Genomic DNA, 17,872 nt, shown 5'->3' on the forward strand with positions numbered 1-17,872 from the left:
AGCGTTAATAAAACCCGAAACCAGCAGGCAATCATGGCGAAATAAATGGTTGAAAATCGCGCAATCATGTATATCAGTTGTTTAGGCTCGTGTTTAGCTATCGGAATGGCCAGCCGCTGCCTCGGCGCGCTCGGCATTCCATGCAACGAGCGCCTCGTGGACCGCCTTGGCAACATCGGCAGGTATGCCGCGAACTTCCGCGATCTCTTGCTCACTCGCCGCGCGCAACCGCTTCATCGAGCCAAAATGGCGCATAATTGCACGTTTTCTAGTGGGTCCCACGCCTGGAACGTCATCGAGTACCGAAACCGTCATGGCTTTATCGCGCAATTCGCGATGGAACGTGATGGCAAAACGGTGCGATTCGTCGCGCACCTGCTTGATGAGATAGAGCGACGCAGACCCGGTCGGAAGTACGACAGGAGTCTCGTCCCAAGGCACGAAAACCTCCTCATCGGCCTTTGCCAAACCACAAACTGGTATATCGAGCCCAAGGGCCTCAAGTTGCTTAATTGCAGCCGTCAATTGCGGCTTGCCGCCGTCGACAACGAGCAAATCGGGGCGCGAGCCAAAACGTTCGTCGCCCATCCGCTCGGGAGCATAGCGACGCCCCAAAACCTCGGACATCGAAACGAAGTCGTTCGCCTCGTCCAATTCGGCCTGGATTTTAAAGCGGCGGTACTGGCTCTTGTCGGCGTGGCCGTTGGTAAACACCACCATCGAGGCGACCGTAAAGGTGCCATGAAGCGTAGAGATATCGAAGCACTCGATTCGCATTGGCGGCGCAGGTAGCGCCAAGGCGCTCTCAAGCTCCAGGAGCGCTCGATTGGTGCGATCGTCGGCGTATCCCGTGCGCATCATATAACGCATGAGGGCATGACGCGCATTTTTAGATGCCATATCGAGCAACCGGTGTTTTTCGCCACGCTGAGGCCTATGGAGATGACAGGAACGCTCGCGCTTGTCCGAAAGCCATTCCCCTAGCGCCTCCGCATCCTCAAGCTCGACGGAAAGGTTCACCTCGGCTGGAATATCAGCCGTCTCGTCGTAATAGCGCTTGAGAAAGCCCGACTGAAGCTCCTCTTCATCGACATCCAGGCCCTTATCGAGAATGAACTCACAGGTTCGAACCGTTCGCCCCTCGCGCACAACAAACACGCAGGCGGCCGAAATGGTCTCTTCTCGATAGAAACCAATCACATCGAGATCGACACTCGACGGAAAAACGACCTGCTGTCGGTCGTCCAAGCCCCTAATAACTTCCAAGCGACGCTTGACGCGCGCCGCCCGCTCAAAATCGAGCGCTTCGGCGGCGTCCGTCATCTCGGATGTAAGCTCATCAACGACATCTTTACGATGGCCCGACAAAAATCGCTCGACGCGTTTAACGTTTTTAGCATAGTCGGCTGGAGAGATCGCACCGACGCATGCCCCCGGACCGCGGCCAACATGGAAGTCAAAGCAGGGACGCCCGTTTTGAGCGCAAATCATATTGACGATATCTTCTTCGCCCTTGTGGGACTCGACGATACGGCGGCATCGACGCCATTCCGCACAAGAAGCCGAGCAGATCGGGATTACCTTGCGCAGCGTATCAATGGTCTCGCGCGCCGCGCGGCTGTCGGTGTAGGGACCAAAATAACGCGTTCCCGGCTTATGACGCTCACGAGTATATTTAATAGCTGGGAACAGATCGCTCTTGGTGATAGCGATAAAGGGATAGCTCTTATCGTCCTTAAGGTCGACATTAAAGTACGGATGATATTGACCGATCAGGTTGCGCTCGAGCACCAGCGCCTCGTGCTCGTTCTCGACAACGATATAGTCAAAGCTCGCAACCAGCTGCATCATCAGTGGAATCTTTTGGCGCTCGTCCTGCAGCGTCACATATTGACGCATGCGCGAGCGCAGATTTTTAGCCTTGCCAACGTAAATGACATCGCCCTTGGCATCTTTCCAAAGGTAGCAGCCAGGCTGCATGGGCACACGCGAAACCTGTTCGGCAAGCGTTGGAATGTTGTCATGACCTGCCACGACTGCCTACCTGCGGCGAAGAAGAGCGGAGACCTCAGGCATCTTTAGAAGGACGGCAAGGCCAAAAGTCACGGCAAGCGAAACCATGCCCGCGATGCAAACATAGCCCAAGGTAATAAGAATCGATCCGCCAAGCGCTCCGACAAAACTCTCGAGCGCCCACAAAACGCCGGCACCCGCTGCGGCACCCAGGCCGCCGAGCAAAAGGCCATAGAAGCAGCCGTGCAGAATAGATTTAACCTGAAGACCCTGCAGACGACGACGCAGCCACCACAGCGAACAGCCGACCAGAATCACATAGTCGACAACATACGACATCGCAATCGCAGGCATGCCATAGCCCAGCACCACACCAAACAGCAGAACCGAACCAGCCTGACCGATAGCAGAGTATAGGCAATAGCGACTATAAGGCTTCATGTCGAGCAACGCCGAGAAGCTCTTCTGCATCAACACGACCACGCCGTAGAGCGGCAGGGAGAGCGCCAGATAAACCAGAAACTCGGACACAAGCGCCACACCCGACTCGTCGAACTTGCCGGCGCAATAAATCATGTTGAGCGGACGGGCAAACACAATGAGATATAGCGCGAAAGGAATCAGGAAGAAGAGCATCTGGGCCACGCCGCGCGAGATACCAACGCGCACGCTGTCATAATCCTTTTCCTGGGCATCGTGCGAAAGCTCGGTATAAAGCGCCGTCGAGAGCGAGGCGGCTATCAAGGCATAAGGCAGTGTGTACCAAAGGCGCGCATAGGCAATTACAGAAGGACCGGTCTCGGGCTGCACCACCAGCGCGGCTGCGTTGGTAATGGAAGTCGACACGAACATGCATACCGTAGCGAGCAACGTCGGGACGCCGAGCGCGAGCGTCTGTCGCAGTGCAGGATCCTTAAAGTCGATATGAATATGAGGCCGGACACCATGCTTACCGAGTGCGGGAATCTGGCACGCCATCTGGACAAAAACGCCAAGCGTCGTGCCGAGCGAAATCAAAACGACGCCCGCCTGCTCACCAAAGCAGGCAGATACGGGAGCGAAGCCCATAAAACTCGCAATGACAATCACATTGTTGAGTACCGGGGCGAACGTCGACCAAAAGTAGTCACGATGCGCGTTAAGAACGCCCGAGAACACCGAGCCCAAGCCGTAGAACAAAATCTGAATGGCAAAGAAACGGAACATGAATGCAGCGGTATCCATGCTTCCGCCATCGCCCGAAAGGAACGACTGCGTCCAGATAAAGCCCGGAGCAAACACGGTGCCCAACACCGAAATGCCGCCCAGCAGCAAAAGCAGGATGCCGAGCAGATTACCTACGTATTCGTTTGAGGCGTCGCGACCCTGCTCACGACGCACGCCCATGTACACCGGCAAAAAGGCGGTAACCAACATACCGCCCATCACGAGCTCATAGAGCATATTGGGCAGGTTGTTGGCGACCTGATAGGAAGACGAGAGCAGCGACATGCCGATGGCGGCAGCCATAGCCCAAGTACGGATAAACCCGGTGACGCGCGACACAATGGTCAGTGCAGTCATGAGGCCGGCAGAACGGCCAACCGTAGAGTAGTCCGACGAGCCCATATCATCTACGTCGTCCTGTGATTGGGGGCTGACTTCAGTGTGTTGTCGAGAATCAACCTCGATATCAGGCTCATCGATTATCGCGAAGGGGTCGTCGACCAAAACGGCATCATCGGCAGAAAAAGCTCCGTCAACAGGCGTGACATCGTTGTCAAACGAAGCGTCATCGTTAGCTACGGCATTATTACCAAACACCGTGTCAACTTCCCTGGCGGCAGCGGTTCGACCAGAAAACGACAATAGATCCCAATCATCGTCCTCAACAGCAACGCCCTCGACCGGATCGGTCGAGCCGAGCGGTGACCACTCGTCATCCAAAAGCAACTGCTCGCCATCACCGTCGGTTGCAGGCCTCGCGGGACGATCGGCTGGGACACCCTGCAGTGCGCCCTTTCCCTGAGCCGCCATCAAAAACACCGCCGTCTCATCGGGACGCGGCGCACGAGACGCCCCGGCGTCAGGCATCCGTCCGGCACGGGATTGAGCCGCGGCCAAAAACACCGCCGTCTCATCGGGGCGAGCCGAAGAGAGAATCGTACGGGGAGGCACCGTACCGGCACCGGCGGCACGCAAATACACAGCCGTCTCCCCTGGATCTGCAGCAACGGACCAAGCGTTTCGAATCTGGTCATCGACCGAAGAAGCCTCAGGCGCGGGCGTCTGAGAAGCCGAACCCTTTGCAAAGTGAGCTCCGCGCTTCGATTCTTCCTGCGGCATCGCTCAGTCCTCTCTCGTGATCGGGGCAACCGTCGCCCCGCAAAATGCAACTAAGTCGTCGGGGGCAAGCTCAAGTTGATAGCCACGCTTACCGCCTGAGATAAAAATGGTATCCCAAAGGACGCATGTCTCATCGATCAGCGTCCGAAAGCGTTTTTTCATGCCGACTGGACTGCAGCCGCCCCGGACATACCCCGTCGCGGCAAGCAAGTCCTTGACATGCATCATGGTCAGCGACTTTTCACCAGCGGCGCGCGCTGCGGCCTTTAGGTCAAGCTCGTCGGCAACGGGAATACAGCACACAACGTGTTCGTTGGACGGCGTCACGCAAACCAAGGTCTTAAACCCCTGGCCAGGCTCCTCGCCAAGTTGTTCCAAAATTGCAACGCCTAAACCCACCGACTCATCGCCATCGTCTTCATACGTATGGAGAATATAGGAGATGCCGGCGTTTTCCAGCTCGCGCATCGCATTGGTTTTCGGCGTCTTTGCAGCCTTTGCCATGGCATGTCCCTTCCCTCGCATTCGAACGTAACGCCTAAGTATATGTCCAATTTAGCCGCATACGTCATCTCGACACACAGAAGCGCCACCGAATCGAAAGGAATCGGTGGCGCTTCTCGTACGACGGCGTCTCTTTACTGGGCGTCGAGTTGTGCCTGACGCTCGCGGTCGCGCTTGAGCAGCGGTGCCAAAAACTTGCCCGTGTAACTCTGCGAACATGCCGCGACCTGCTCCGGCGTACCCGAGACCACGACGGTTCCGCCGCCATTGCCGCCCTCGGGACCCATATCGATCAGGCGGTCGGCAACCTTGATGACATCAAGGTTGTGTTCAATCACCAGCACCGTGTTGCCCGCATCGACCAAGCGCTGCAGCACATCGAGCAGCTGGCGGACGTCCTCAAAATGAAGGCCGGTCGTCGGCTCGTCCAAAATATAGAACGTCTTGCCCGTCTGGCGTCGATGAAGCTCCTTGGCGAGTTTCACACGCTGCGCCTCGCCGCCCGAAAGCGTCGTGGCAGGCTGCCCCAAACTCACATAGCCCAAGCCAACGTCATACAAAGTCTGAAGCTTGCGCTTAATCTGCGGGATATTCCCAAAGAACGCCAGCGCCTCGGTGACGCTCATGTCGAGCACGTCCGAGATGGTCTTGCCACGGTAGGTGACCTCGAGTGTCTCGCGGTTGTAGCGTTTACCGCCGCAAACTTCGCAGGGAACGTAGATATCGGGAAGGAAGTGCATCTCGATCTTGATCTGTCCGTCGCCCTTGCACGCCTCACAGCGCCCGCCACTCACATTAAAGGAGAAACGACCCGGCGAGTAGCCGCGCGCCTTCGACTCCGGCGTACTCGCAAACAGCGCGCGAAGATCATCCCACAGGCCAATATAGGTAGCAGGGTTGGAACGCGGTGTGCGGCCAATCGGCGACTGGTCGATATCGATAACCTTATCGATACACTCGATGCCCTCGATTTTCTTATACGGACCCACAGGGCGCGTCGAACGGTGAATAGCATTCGTAAGGGCAGGCGCAATGGTGTCGGTAACCAGGGAGCTCTTGCCCGATCCCGACACGCCGGTAACAACCGTAAGCGTACCAAACTCGATCTTGGCAGTAACGTTTTTGAGGTTGTTAGCTCGAGCGCCCGTAATTTTAAGGCAGCCGCGACCGGGCTTGCGCCGTTCATCAGGCACCCGGATCATTCGTTTGCCGGTCAGATAAGCGCCCGTCATCGACTCAGGACACGCCATGATATCGGCAGGCGTTCCCGCCGCGACTACGTGTCCGCCGTTGACGCCGGCGCCGGGCCCCATGTCGATCACGTAGTCGGCGGCACGGATCGTGTCCTCGTCGTGTTCGACGACGATGACGGTATTGCCGATATCGCGCAGGCGCTCAAGGGTTTTGATCAGGCGCTCGTTGTCACGCTGATGAAGTCCGATCGATGGCTCGTCCAAAATGTACAGGACACCCATGAGGCCGGCGCCGATCTGCGTTGCCAGGCGAATACGCTGCGCCTCGCCACCAGAAAGCGTCGCCGAGGCACGATCGAGCGTCAGATAGTCGAGTCCAACATCGACCAGAAAACGCAAGCGCTCCAGGATTTCCTTGACGATGCGCCCGCCGATAAACTGTTGGCGCTCGGTGAGCTCCAGGCCCTCAAAAAACTCGAGCGACTCACGGCACGACAGGCAACAAACCTCGTAAATGGACTTGCCGCCCACGGTGACGGCGAGCATCTCAGGGCGCAAACGAGCGCCGTGGCAGCTCGAGCACGGTTCCTCGCGAATGTACTTCTCCAAGCGCGCCTTGGTGTTCTCGTTCGTCGTCTCGGTATAGCGTTCGTACAGGATGTTGCGAACGCCCGAAAACTTGGTATCCCACTGGCTACGACGTCCGTCGAGCTTTTGGTAGTCAACCGAGATCTTCGTATCGCCCAGGCCATCCAAGAATGCACGACGCACGCGAGGGGGCAAGTCCTCCCACGGCGTATCGGCGCTTACCTTAAAGTGTTTACAGACCGCAGCAAAAATCTGCGGGTAGTAGTTCGAATTGCCAAACAGGCTACCAAAGACTCCGTCGGCAATGGACTTCGAGGGGTCCTCGATCAGCGCCTCGGCATCAACGGTTTTCTTAAAGCCCAGGCCGTCGCACTCAGGACATGCGCCATAGGGAGCGTTAAACGAAAAATCACGCGGCTGAAGATCGTCGATGGAGTGTCCATGCTCCGGGCACGCCAAGGCCAACGAATACTCCAGCAGCTCGCCCTCGGTCCCCTCGGGAGCATCACGATCGGGCAGCATGTACACATTTACATTGCCGTGAGCCAGCGCGGTCGCCTGCTCAACGGACTCGGCGATACGGCCCAGAGAGTTCTCACGGATCACGATGCGATCGACCACGACCTCGATATCGTGCTTGAACTTCTTGTCCAGATCGATTGGATCGTCGAGCGAGCGCACTTCACCGTCGACACGCACGCGGCTAAAGCCCTCGGCGCGAAGGTCCTCAAACAGTTTGGTGTACTCGCCTTTTCGCCCGCGCACCACCGGTGCCAGCACAAACGCGCGGCGACCCTCCCCCGCCGCCAAGACCTTGTCGGCAACCTGGTCGGTCGTCTGGCGCTCAATGACGCGGCCGCATTCGGGACAGTGCGGGGTGCCCACACGGGCGAACAGCAGGCGCAGATAGTCATAAATCTCGGTTACGGTGCCAACCGTCGAGCGAGGGTTTTTAGACGTCGTCTTTTGGTCGATCGACACCGCCGGCGAAAGGCCGTCGATTGAATCCAAGTCGGGTTTGTCCATCTGGCCCAAGAACTGGCGCGCATAGCTCGAAAGGCTCTCGACGTATCGACGCTGGCCCTCGGCATAGATAGTGTCAAATGCCAGCGAGCTCTTGCCCGAGCCAGAAAGACCGGTAATGACCACGAGTTGGTCACGCGGAATGGAAACATCGATATCACGGAGGTTGTGCTCACGAGCGCCGCGAATAACGATAGAAGAATCAGACATGGAAGCTCCTTGCCTCCTATTGCATCGAATCATACTGTCGATGAGTTTAGCGCACTCGACGCGCACAGATGTTCGTAATACAAGATTCGCAGACCTTTAGCTTTGCGTATCGGGCGCTTAGTTTCTCGAAATGCCGTGGAAAGGTTACAGTAATCAAATACTGAACTTAATTTGCTGTAACAGAGGAACGTCCATGACCGAAGATATCCCCCTTGAAATCACTTCGAGCGACATGGCCAATCTGCCCATATTCATCGCCGTCCTTATCGTGGCCACCGTCGTCGTGCGCGTGTATTTTTCAATTAAACACAATGAAAAGCCACCCATTGCCCGCGTCTTTTGGTGCGCGACGCTCCTCATTCCGCTCGGCATGGTAGCTGCATGGATTACGAATCAATTGCTCGTAAATGAGGACAGTTCCCTATGGGTCCTTTCTTATTCGGCGCTCGGTGCTGCCGCCGTCATACTTCTTGTCGAACCCTTGGTTTCGGGACTTATCGACCAAACCGATCTTGCGACGGGAACGGTTGCCTGTATTTGCCGTGACATCCTTGTCATCGCCGCTGTTTCAGCGCTCTCGTTCGTTTCACTCGAAATTGCCTGCAACGAAACGTTCTATCGCATTCCCGCCAACTCATTCGGGTTTTCCGTCGGGCTGCTCGCGACGGTTCTGTTCTCCCTTTATTTGCTGGGACAGCGTCATGGAGGCGTCATGGCCCTCGTGCCCGTCGTCTGTTGCATCCTTGGCATTGCCGAGCACTTCGTCATAACGTTTAAAGGCGAGGCCATCCTGCCAAGCGATATCTTGGCCCTTGGCACCGCAATGGAAGTGAGCGAGGGATACGAGTTTACCTTTACCGCCGGAATCGTAACCTCTCTAGCCCTGTTAGAGATTTCCCTGGGGCTTCTTTCGCTTATCCGACCGAGAAAGCTCCGTACGCCCACCCATGTCTTCCCCGCAATCGCCGCTAACCTCTGCGCTTTTCTGCTAGTGACCGTTGTGGGGCTCTCGGGCTTTTCCAGCATCGACTTGGAGCAGGCGCTGAATTTTGGATTTGACCGTTGGCAGCCCATCACCACGTATGCGTCTCAGGGTTTTATCACTTCGTTCACCGAAATGGTCAACGAGTTGCCCATTGAGAAGCCCGAAGACTATACGCCCGATGAGGCGCAGAGCATCGAGCAGGAGCTCGCCGCCACCTACGACAGCACGTATGGCTCGAGCGAGCAGCGCGCGGCGGCCGTTGCCCAGTTCAATGAAATCAAGCCGACGATTGTTGCCGTCATGAACGAGAGTTTTAGCGACCTTTCGTGCTTTGAGCAGCTCCAGGCGGCCGGGTACACCGGCCCCGCATTCTACAACTCGCTTCCCGACACGCTTGTTCGCGGCACCATGTTCGCTTCGGTCGCCGGTGGCGGAACGGCGAACTCCGAATTCGAATTTTTGACCGGAGCGACAACGGCCTTTGTCGGATTAGGCAAAATCCCCTATCAGCTGTATCAGATGAATGACGTCAACAGCCTGGCAAAGGACCTTAAAGAGCTTGGGTATACCGCTACCGCTATGCACCCGCAAAACCCCGTCAACTACCATCGAGATAAAATCTATCAGCAGCTGGGCTTTGGAGACTTTCTTTCAATCGGCGATTTCGAAGGTGCGCCCTGCTACCATGCCGGCGTATGCGACTACGCCACCTACGACAAGATACTCGACCTGCTTAGAACCGACGAAGCCCCGCAGTTCATCTTTGACGTCACGATGCAAAATCACGGCGGCTACGACTATGGCACCGTTCCCGCCGAAGAGCTGACAAACTATTGGGTCGAGGGAGCCAGCGAGGGCGCCAATAGCGCGCTCAACACCTATCTTACCTGCATCAACGCATCCGACCGGGACCTCGAGTACTTTATCAACGAGCTCCGCAATATCGGCAGACCGGTTGTTCTTGTCTTTTTTGGCGACCATCAGCCGAGCGCCGCAGCGACTCTCAACGACGAGCTGTACCCTCAGGAAGATACGGCAAGCCACGCTTTCCGTATCTATCAGTCGACCTATTTCGTCTGGGCTAACTATGAAATCGCCGGCAATACCGAGCTCAACGTCTACGACACCGTCGGGGCAAACGAGATTGCAGCCATTACCCTTAATAAGATCGGCGCCCCGCTCACCGACTATCAAAAGGCTCTGCTTGCAACAAGGTCAGATGTGCCCACCATCAATGTCGCCGGCTATCTTGGTGCCGACGGGCTGCGCTACGATTTGGAATCTGAAGACAGCCCATACGCCTCGACGATCGACAAGCTGCAGCGCATGCAATACCTCGAGTTCGCCAGCAAAGTTCAGTAAGCCCGCTCATTCGCTTGGGCCCATCGCATTGCAAGCACGCTCGGCCCAAATGCATCACAAATGACTCCCGCTCGCAAACGAGGGTACAATGACGCTCGTGTCACATCACGGGGCCCCGGCCCCAACATATACAAAGGAGTCATACATGGGTTGCGAGCACGCACAGGCCGCCGGCGGACAAACGTCGCCGTCGCAATTTGAGGAGAACACGCTGTCCGAGGTCAAACGCGTCATCGCCGTGCTTTCCGGCAAGGGCGGTGTCGGCAAGTCGTTTGTCACCGGTGCCATCGCCACCGAGCTCGCCCGTCACGGCCACAAGGTCGGCGTCCTCGATGCCGACATCACCGGTCCCTCTATCCCCAAGATGTTCGGTATGAGCGGACGCCACGTCCATGCCCTTGGCAACCTTATGCTGCCCGAAATCTCCGAGCACGGCGTCAAGGTCATGAGCTCCAACCTGCTGCTCCAAAACGAGACCGACCCCGTCCTTTGGCGCGGTCCGGTCATCGCAGGCGCCATTAGGCAGTTCTGGAGCGAGACCTCGTGGGGCCCCATCGACTACCTGCTGGTCGACATGCCTCCGGGAACAGGCGACGTCGCGCTCACCGTCTTCCAGTCGCTGCCCGTCGACGGCATCGTCATCGTCACGAGCCCGCAGGATCTGGTCTCGATGATCGTCGCCAAGGCGGTTAACATGGCCGAGAAGATGAACGTCCCCATTCTGGGCATTGTCGAGAACATGAGCTACATTGAGTGCCCCGACTGCGGCAAGAAGATCGAGGTCTTTGGCAAGAGCAAGCTCCCCGAGGTCGCAGAGCGCTATAACCTCGACATCTTGGGCCAGCTTCCCATTAATCCGGCACTCGCCGAGGCCTGCGATAAGGGCGAGGTCGAGACCGCGTTGCCCGACGGCATGTTGCCCCAGGCCGTCTCTGCCGTCGAGGCCATTGCCCCGCACGAGACCGACGAGGCCTAAGTGAACACGAGCGCCTTCTATGACGTCCTGGTAATCGGCGGCGGGGCTTCAGGCCTCGCCGCCGCCATCACGGCCGCGCGCGCGGGTAAAAGCGTCTGCATCGTTGAGCGCGATGTCGCCTGCGGCCTTAAGCTGCTTGCGACCGGCAACGGTCGCTGCAACCTCTCCAACGAATCGATTGATCCTCAGCGGTATAACCACCCCGCATTCGTCGAATCCGTCATGGGCCCCCAGCCCGAGCAAGAGCTTATGGGTTTCTTCTCCTCGCTGGGCATCATGACAACCTCCGAGGAAGGCCGGCTGTACCCGCGCTCCCTTCGCGCCGAATCGGTACGCGACGCGCTTCTCAACGTTTGCGACCGCCTGGGTATCACCTTAATCTGCGGGGCCAACGTTGCCTCGGCGCACAAAGCTTCCGAAGGCTGGGCACTCCAAATAAACCGTCCAGCGCGGGCGCTCAAGGCAAAAAAGCACGACGACCGAAAATCGGAGCTCCGCTCGCTTCGGAAAGCACTCGCCGATGTCCCTCGCAAGAACGAGGCCCTGGAGGCACATGCCGTAATTATCGCCACGGGTGGCAACCCCACCGGTATCGCCGATACGTTTAGCCTCCCCCTCACTTCGCTGCGCCCCATCCTCTGCCCCGTATCGGCAACGGTCGTCGGCGATCGGGCGGCACTCAAGACGTTGGATGGTCTGCGCGTCCGCGCCCGCTTGACGCTCACCCGTAACCATAGTGAGCTCTGGCACGAAGACGGTGAAGTACTGTTTCGAACCTTCGGTATCTCGGGCGTCGCTGTCTTCAACCTCTCCCGTCGTATCCAGCGCGGCGATACGATCCTGCTCGACGTTTTCCCCGACCTCTCTAAAGACGAGTTGCTCGATATGCTTAACCGGCGCGTTGAGCTGCTCGGCGGCTTTTCGCCCCGCGATCCCCGTTGGCTCGACGGCATGCTCGCCCCGCAACTCTCCCGCGTCGTCTGCACAGCGTTCGAGCAGTGCCATCCAGGCTCCAACGATGTCGTCCACCTGGTCTCGATCCTCAAGCACTTTAAGTTGCTCGTCGAGGGAACAGCCGAGGAGCGCTCGGCGCAGGTCACGCGTGGTGGCGTATCTGTCGAGAGCATCTCAACACCCAGTCTACACGCGTGCAGCGTTGTCGACGCCCCGCTTTACGTCTGCGGCGAAGCGCTCGACATCGACGCCGATTGCGGAGGCTTTAACCTTGCGTGGGCCTGGATCTCGGGCATTCGCGCTGCAAGCAGCCTGTAGCCGCACAGTCTATAATCAAAAACGCATTCGGGCCGTCTGGGATACCGGACGGCCTCTTTCTTGCCTCTAAGGAGACCTCGATGATCGAAATCACCCAAGTCAACGCGTCACTCGATGAAGCCGGCGATGAAAATGCCTGCCTCATTGTTGGCAAGCGATTCGCCAAGCGCGTCCTGCGTTGCAAGGACTCCGAGATCAAGTCCATCGAGCTCCACCGCAAGTCAATCGACGCTCGCAAAAAACGAGACGTCCATTTTATCCTGAGCTTTCGTGTTGAGCTGACTAGTCCCCACCTCGAGCGAGAAGCGGTCGACAGCGTTGCCGAGCGTGACCGCTCGCGCGTACGCGCGATAGAAGACGATGAGCCTTCATTCCCCTCCCCCGTTTCCGGCGCACCCAAAGAGCGCCCCGTCGTCGTCGGTGCCGGATGTGCCGGCCTTTTCGCCGCACTCACCCTTGCCGAAGCAGGTCTGAAGCCCTTGCTCATCGAGCGCGGCGACCCGGCATTTCGCCGCTCGCAGGCGATCGACCTCTTTCTAAAGGAGCGCATCCTCGACCCCGAGAGCAATATTCAGTTTGGCCTGGGCGGCGCGGGGACCTTCTCGGACGGCAAGCTCAATACAGGAACCAAAAATCCCGCCCATCGCCTTATCCTCGAAACCTTCGTCGAGGCAGGTGCGCCCCGCGATATTCTGTGGGATGCCAAGCCGCACATTGGCTCCGACATCCTTCCCACGGTTGTTACCGCTATATCCCAGCGCATCGAGCAACTCGGAGGTGTCGTCCGTTATCGAACAAAACTCGTCGACATTCGCATCGACGCGTCTGGCGCCATCACCGGTATTGATGTCCAATCATCCCAAGACGCCGCTTACGAGCCAATTGAGACAAAGCACCTCATCCTCGCCTGCGGGCATTCTGCTCGCGATATTTTTGAACTCCTTAAGGACCACGACGTGGCCCTCGCACAAAAGACCTTTGCCATGGGCGTTCGCATCGAGCATCCGCAGCGCGACATCGACCGAGCCCAATATGGAGCCTCGGCGGGACATCCTGCCCTCGGAGCAGCCCCCTACAAACTCGTCGCCCATCTTCCCAACGGCCGCAGTGTGTTCTCGTTTTGCATGTGCCCCGGCGGGCAGGTTGTCGCCGCCTCTTCCGAGCAGGGCCACCTGTGCGTCAACGGCGCCAGCCTCAATGCCCGCGACGGCCGTAACGCAAATGCCGCCCTGCTCGTTAACGTCACGCCCGAGGACCTTCCCGACGATGACCCGCTCGCCGGCATCGAGCTCCAGCGCGCCTGCGAGGCGGCCGCCTATCGCCTGGGCGGTTCCAACTGGAACGCACCGGCACAACTCGTCGGAGATTTCCTCGCAGGACGCGCCAGCAAGGCGCCCGGAAAGGTAAAGCCCACCTATCCGCTCGGTGTGACCTGGACGGCAATTGACGAAGCCCTGCCGCAGCATATCGTCGAGTCGCTCCGCCTGGGACTTCCCCTACTCGGAAAAAAGCTACGGGGCTACGACCGCCCCGATGCCGTTCTTACCGGCGTGGAGACTCGTTCGAGTTCACCGGTCACTGTCACCCGAGACCGAACGTGCCATGCCGTGTCGACCCCGGGCCTCTACCCTTGTGGTGAGGGAGCTGGATATGCTGGAGGCATCATGAGCGCGGCCACCGACGGTATCCGTTGTGCCGAAGCCCTGATCGCAGACCTCTAGCGAACGAATTCCAGCGCGCAAAAGACACAGGCCCCGAGCTCCCTATGGAGCTCGGGGCCTGTTCGCTATTTCTTAAACCGTGCACCCTGGCGTTTTCTACCCGATGCGAACGTGGAACCCTTGCGGGCCTGCGAACGCAAACGCTCGATCGTCTCGTCCTCAGACGCACCCTCGAGCATCGCCCGAATCTGAACGACAGCATCACGCAGGCGCGCCGCCTCCTCAAAGTCCATGGCGGCAGAAGCGTTACGCATATCCTCTTCCATGGTTTCGACGATCCGCACAAGCTCGTCATGCGGTAGTTCTTCCAACTGTTCCGCAAGTGTCTGCTCGGGCGCCACCGTTTCCGGCACACCGCCCTCGCCCGACTCATCGGGCGTATAGAATGCGCCATGGCCAAGAGAGTCGCCCTTCGAGCGTCCCTTGGAGCCCACAGTTTTTTCGGCCTCGGCAATAAAACTTGAGATGTCGTTGATGGCCTTGCGCACTGTCTTGGGCACAATGCCATGTTCTTCGTTATATGCCATCTGAATCTCGCGACGACGCTGCGTCTCCTCGATGGCCGCTTTCATCGAATCGGTCACAACGTCTGCATACATGATGACTTCGCCATCGGCGTTACGGGCCGCACGGCCAATCGTCTGAATCAGCGAACGACGGTTGCGCAAGAAGCCTTCCTTATCGGCATCGAGAATTGCCACCAGTGAGACCTCGGGAAGATCCAAGCCCTCGCGAAGCAGGTTGATGCCAACGAGAACATCGATCTTGCCCTCGCGCAGCGTTCGCAGGATCTCGACACGGTCCATTGTCGCCGTATCAGAGTGCATGTAATTGACCTTAATGCCCGCATCAAGTAGATGGTCGGTCAGGTCCTCGGCCATGCGCTTGGTCAACGTGGTCACCAGCACGCGCTCCTTGCGGGCAACACGCTCGCGAATCTCATCCTCAAGATCGTCAATCTGACCGCGAACGGGACGCACGTCGATCTTGGGATCGAGCAGGCCGGTCGGACGAATAATCTGCTCCACGTCGTTTTGGCTCACCCGCAGCTCGTAGTCGCCCGGCGTTGCCGAAACATAGATGAACTGGGGGATTCTCGCCTCAAACTCATCGAAACGAAGCGGGCGATTGTCGAGCGCCGAGGGCAGGCGAAAGCCGTGCTCCACCAGGGTCACTTTACGCGAACGGTCGCCTTCATGCATGCCACGAATTTGCGGCACCGTCACATGGCTCTCGTCTATGATGCAGAGCATGTCCTTGGGAAAGTAATCGATTAGGGTAAACGGCGGTTCACCCGGCTTACGCCCGTCCAAATGGCGAGAGTAGTTCTCGATGCCGTTGCAAAAGCCCATGGTCTCGAGCATCTCGAGGTCATAATCGGTCCGTTGCTGTAGACGTTGCGCCTCGAGCAACTTATTGGTTGCCTTAAGCTCCGCGACGCGTTTTTCGCATTCTTCACTGATTGACTTCAAGGCCGCCTTGACCTTGGGCTTCTCGGTCACATAGTGCGATGCCGGCCACACGGGAATAGCCTCATACTCACGAAGCATCTCACCGGTAACCTCATCGATTTCGGCGATAAGCTCGACCTCATCGCCAAAGAACTCAAATCGCAACGGATGCTCGGCATAGGGCGGATACACATCGACAACATCACCGCGCACGCGGAAGGTGCCACGCGCCAAGTCATAGTCGTTCCGGTCGTACTGAATGTCGATGAGCGCATGGATAAAGTCATCGCGCTCGAGCGGTACTTTCTTGTCGACATTCGGCGCCAGCCCCGCATAGTCCTCAGGAGAGCCGATGCCATAGATGCAGGACACCGAAGCAACGACGATCACATCGCGTCGAGAAAGCAACGAGGCGGTCGCCTGATGTCGAAGCATCTCGACTTCTTCGTTAATCGAAGCATCCTTCTCGATATACGTATCGCTTTGCGGCACATACGCTTCGGGTTGATAGTAATCGTAGTACGAGACGAAGTAGACCACGGCGTTGTTGGGAAAGAATTCTTTGAGCTCGCTCGCAAGCTGGGCGGCGAGGGTTTTGTTGGGGGCCATGACCAGCGTTGGCTTACCGAGAGCTTCGATGGTCTTGGCCATGGTAAAGGTCTTGCCCGAGCCGGTCACGCCAAGCAAAACCTGATAGCGGTCTCCGTCCCTCACACCCTGCACAAGCGACTCAATGGCCTTAGGCTGTGAACCTGCAGGCTCATAGGGAGACACGACCTCAAACGGTACCTCGGAGCCCTCAACGCCAAAACGTTTGAGCTCTCCGCCAACACGCTCAACTTCAAAATCCGCCATGGATACTCCTAACTCATACATCTGCAGTATACGCAGGCGGCAGGCATAGTCCTATACGAACCGGTCGGGATAGAGGGTCTTATAGCGAACCCAGGCATTATTGACACGAATCAAATAGGCTTGCGTCTCGGGAAAGGCAATCGCGTTATGGAACGATGTGTTTTGCTGCGCCCACCCATCGACATTGCCCATTCCGGCATTGTAAGCAGCAATAGCGCTATCCGTCGACCCATTGAAATACGTCAACAGGTATGAGAGGTACGCGCACCCAAATTCGATATTCGAAGCGGGGTCATTCAGGTCATCGGCTGAATACTCGTCCCCGTCGACAAGGCCCTTAGCGATCATATCCTGAGCGGTTTCGGGCATAAGTTGCATGAGACCTTGGGCGCCCTGATTTGATTCCGCCTCGGGATCCCAGTTTGATTCCGACTTGATGACGGCACACACCAGATACGGATCGAGATTATGCGAAATACTGGACTGCTTTACATACGCCTCATAGTCAATCGGATAGAACGGTTTAAAGAAAGCGGCGGGAGCACACGAGTAAACGAGCGAGATAAGGCCAAAGATGAAAACGACAACCAGCGGCACAAGGCGATACCACGTAAAGAAACGCGTCTTAGGCATCTGTCGTCTCCTTATCCATAGCATCCATAAGGCCATGGCGAGCAAGCCACGCGTCCAGTTGTTCAAAGAGCGAGCTGTCGCCCGCTGCGTTATCAATCACGGTCGTGGCGAGACTGCAAAGCGAAGACTCATCGGGTTGGCAAGCACAGCGAGCATCAAAATCGGATGGCTCCATACCACGGTGAATAGCGCGTTCGCGACGGACCGCTAAAGGAGCGCTAACAACCATAATTTCATCCGCAAGGCCAAAGGCGTCCTCAAAGCCAGTCGGAGCAGATACTTCGACCGCCGCAAAGGGATAGCGGGGGGACGAAACCGTACAGCAAGCAGGATCGAGAATCCTCAGCGAAAGCTGCTCAATGAGAGCGGGGTGCACAATACTATTGAGCCTTGCAACCGTATCGGGAGAAACAAAAGCTCGAGAAGCGAGAACGCTACGTCGAACACCGCCATCCTCGTCCAAAATATCCCAGCCAAACTCTTCAGCAAGAGCATTGACGATATCCGACCCCGGTACGTACAGCGATTTGGCAAGAACGTCTAAATCGATAAGCAGGGCTCCGCGAGATTCCAGAAAGCGGCAGGCAGTCGATTTACCCGAAGCAATATTGCCCAAAACGAAAACGGTAAACATCAAGCCCTCCCTAACGTCAATGCGAGTAATTATCGCGCAAATACAAAGCGACGGTTCAAAAAACAGCCAAACAGTAAGAGAGTCAAAGGAAGAGTCCGTTCACAAGGCACAGCTTGTATATAGCGCA

Annotated in this window: 11 protein-coding genes; 4 read left to right on the plus strand and 7 right to left on the minus strand. The window is 57.3% G+C overall.

Annotated elements, in window-relative coordinates; genetic code table 11:
- Positions 1-93: 93 nt before the first annotated feature.
- The 4 genes from uvrC to uvrA all read right to left on the minus strand — a co-directional run bounded on the left by uvrC (position 94) and on the right by uvrA (position 7,856).
- On the minus strand, positions 94-1,980 hold the full coding sequence (gene uvrC / locus ACQRAJ_RS07300) for an excinuclease ABC subunit UvrC (protein WP_427728785.1): 1,887 nt from the start codon (positions 1,978-1,980) through the stop codon (positions 94-96).
- A 60-nt stretch (positions 1,981-2,040) separates the two neighbouring features.
- Complete coding sequence (murJ, locus tag ACQRAJ_RS07305; RefSeq protein ID WP_427728764.1) at positions 2,041-4,338, minus strand: murein biosynthesis integral membrane protein MurJ; 2,298 nt, start codon at positions 4,336-4,338, stop codon at positions 2,041-2,043.
- Between the two features lie 3 nt (positions 4,339-4,341).
- Entirely contained in the window at positions 4,342-4,842 is a 501-nt protein-coding gene (gene ybaK / locus ACQRAJ_RS07310) for a Cys-tRNA(Pro) deacylase (protein ID WP_427718664.1), read from the minus strand.
- Between the two features lie 134 nt (positions 4,843-4,976).
- Positions 4,977-7,856 carry an excinuclease ABC subunit UvrA gene (gene uvrA, locus ACQRAJ_RS07315; RefSeq protein ID WP_427728763.1) on the minus strand — a complete coding sequence of 960 codons (2,880 nt, stop codon included), beginning with the start codon at positions 7,854-7,856 and terminating at the stop codon, positions 4,977-4,979.
- 193 nt (positions 7,857-8,049) lie between these two features.
- Here uvrA and ACQRAJ_RS07320 point away from each other — a divergent pair, with 193 nt between their 5' ends.
- The 4 genes from ACQRAJ_RS07320 (at position 8,050) to ACQRAJ_RS07335 (ending at position 14,172) form a co-directional block, all read left to right on the plus strand.
- A complete protein-coding gene (locus tag ACQRAJ_RS07320; RefSeq protein WP_427748187.1) occupies positions 8,050-10,203 on the plus strand; it encodes an LTA synthase family protein in 2,154 nt (717 codons plus the stop codon).
- Between the two features lie 145 nt (positions 10,204-10,348).
- Complete coding sequence (locus ACQRAJ_RS07325) at positions 10,349-11,179, plus strand: Mrp/NBP35 family ATP-binding protein (protein WP_427718672.1); 831 nt, start codon at positions 10,349-10,351, stop codon at positions 11,177-11,179.
- Positions 11,180-12,451, plus strand: a complete 1,272-nt coding sequence (locus ACQRAJ_RS07330) for an NAD(P)/FAD-dependent oxidoreductase (protein WP_427748188.1) — start codon at positions 11,180-11,182, stop codon at positions 12,449-12,451.
- 80 nt (positions 12,452-12,531) lie between these two features.
- The gene (locus ACQRAJ_RS07335; RefSeq protein WP_427748190.1) at positions 12,532-14,172 is read left to right on the plus strand and encodes an NAD(P)/FAD-dependent oxidoreductase; all 1,641 of its coding nucleotides are present in this window, start codon (positions 12,532-12,534) and stop codon (positions 14,170-14,172) included.
- Between the two features lie 65 nt (positions 14,173-14,237).
- Here the strand turns inward: ACQRAJ_RS07335 and uvrB are convergent, their stop codons facing one another.
- The 3 genes from uvrB to coaE are packed head-to-tail and all read right to left on the minus strand — an operon-like array spanning position 14,238 to position 17,745.
- The gene (uvrB, locus tag ACQRAJ_RS07340; RefSeq protein WP_427748191.1) at positions 14,238-16,478 is read right to left on the minus strand and encodes an excinuclease ABC subunit UvrB; all 2,241 of its coding nucleotides are present in this window, start codon (positions 16,476-16,478) and stop codon (positions 14,238-14,240) included.
- A gap of 51 nt (positions 16,479-16,529) precedes the next feature.
- Positions 16,530-17,111 carry a lytic transglycosylase domain-containing protein gene (locus ACQRAJ_RS07345; RefSeq protein ID WP_427748192.1) on the minus strand — a complete coding sequence of 194 codons (582 nt, stop codon included), beginning with the start codon at positions 17,109-17,111 and terminating at the stop codon, positions 16,530-16,532.
- Positions 17,104-17,745, minus strand: a complete 642-nt coding sequence (coaE, locus tag ACQRAJ_RS07350) for a dephospho-CoA kinase (RefSeq protein WP_427748193.1) — start codon at positions 17,743-17,745, stop codon at positions 17,104-17,106. The genes ACQRAJ_RS07345 and coaE overlap by 8 nt, the downstream gene beginning before the upstream one ends.
- Positions 17,746-17,872: the final 127 nt, after the last annotated feature.

Source organism: Collinsella sp. SGI.184 (assembly GCF_050313415.1).
Classification (GTDB): Bacteria; Actinomycetota; Coriobacteriia; order Coriobacteriales; family Coriobacteriaceae; genus Collinsella.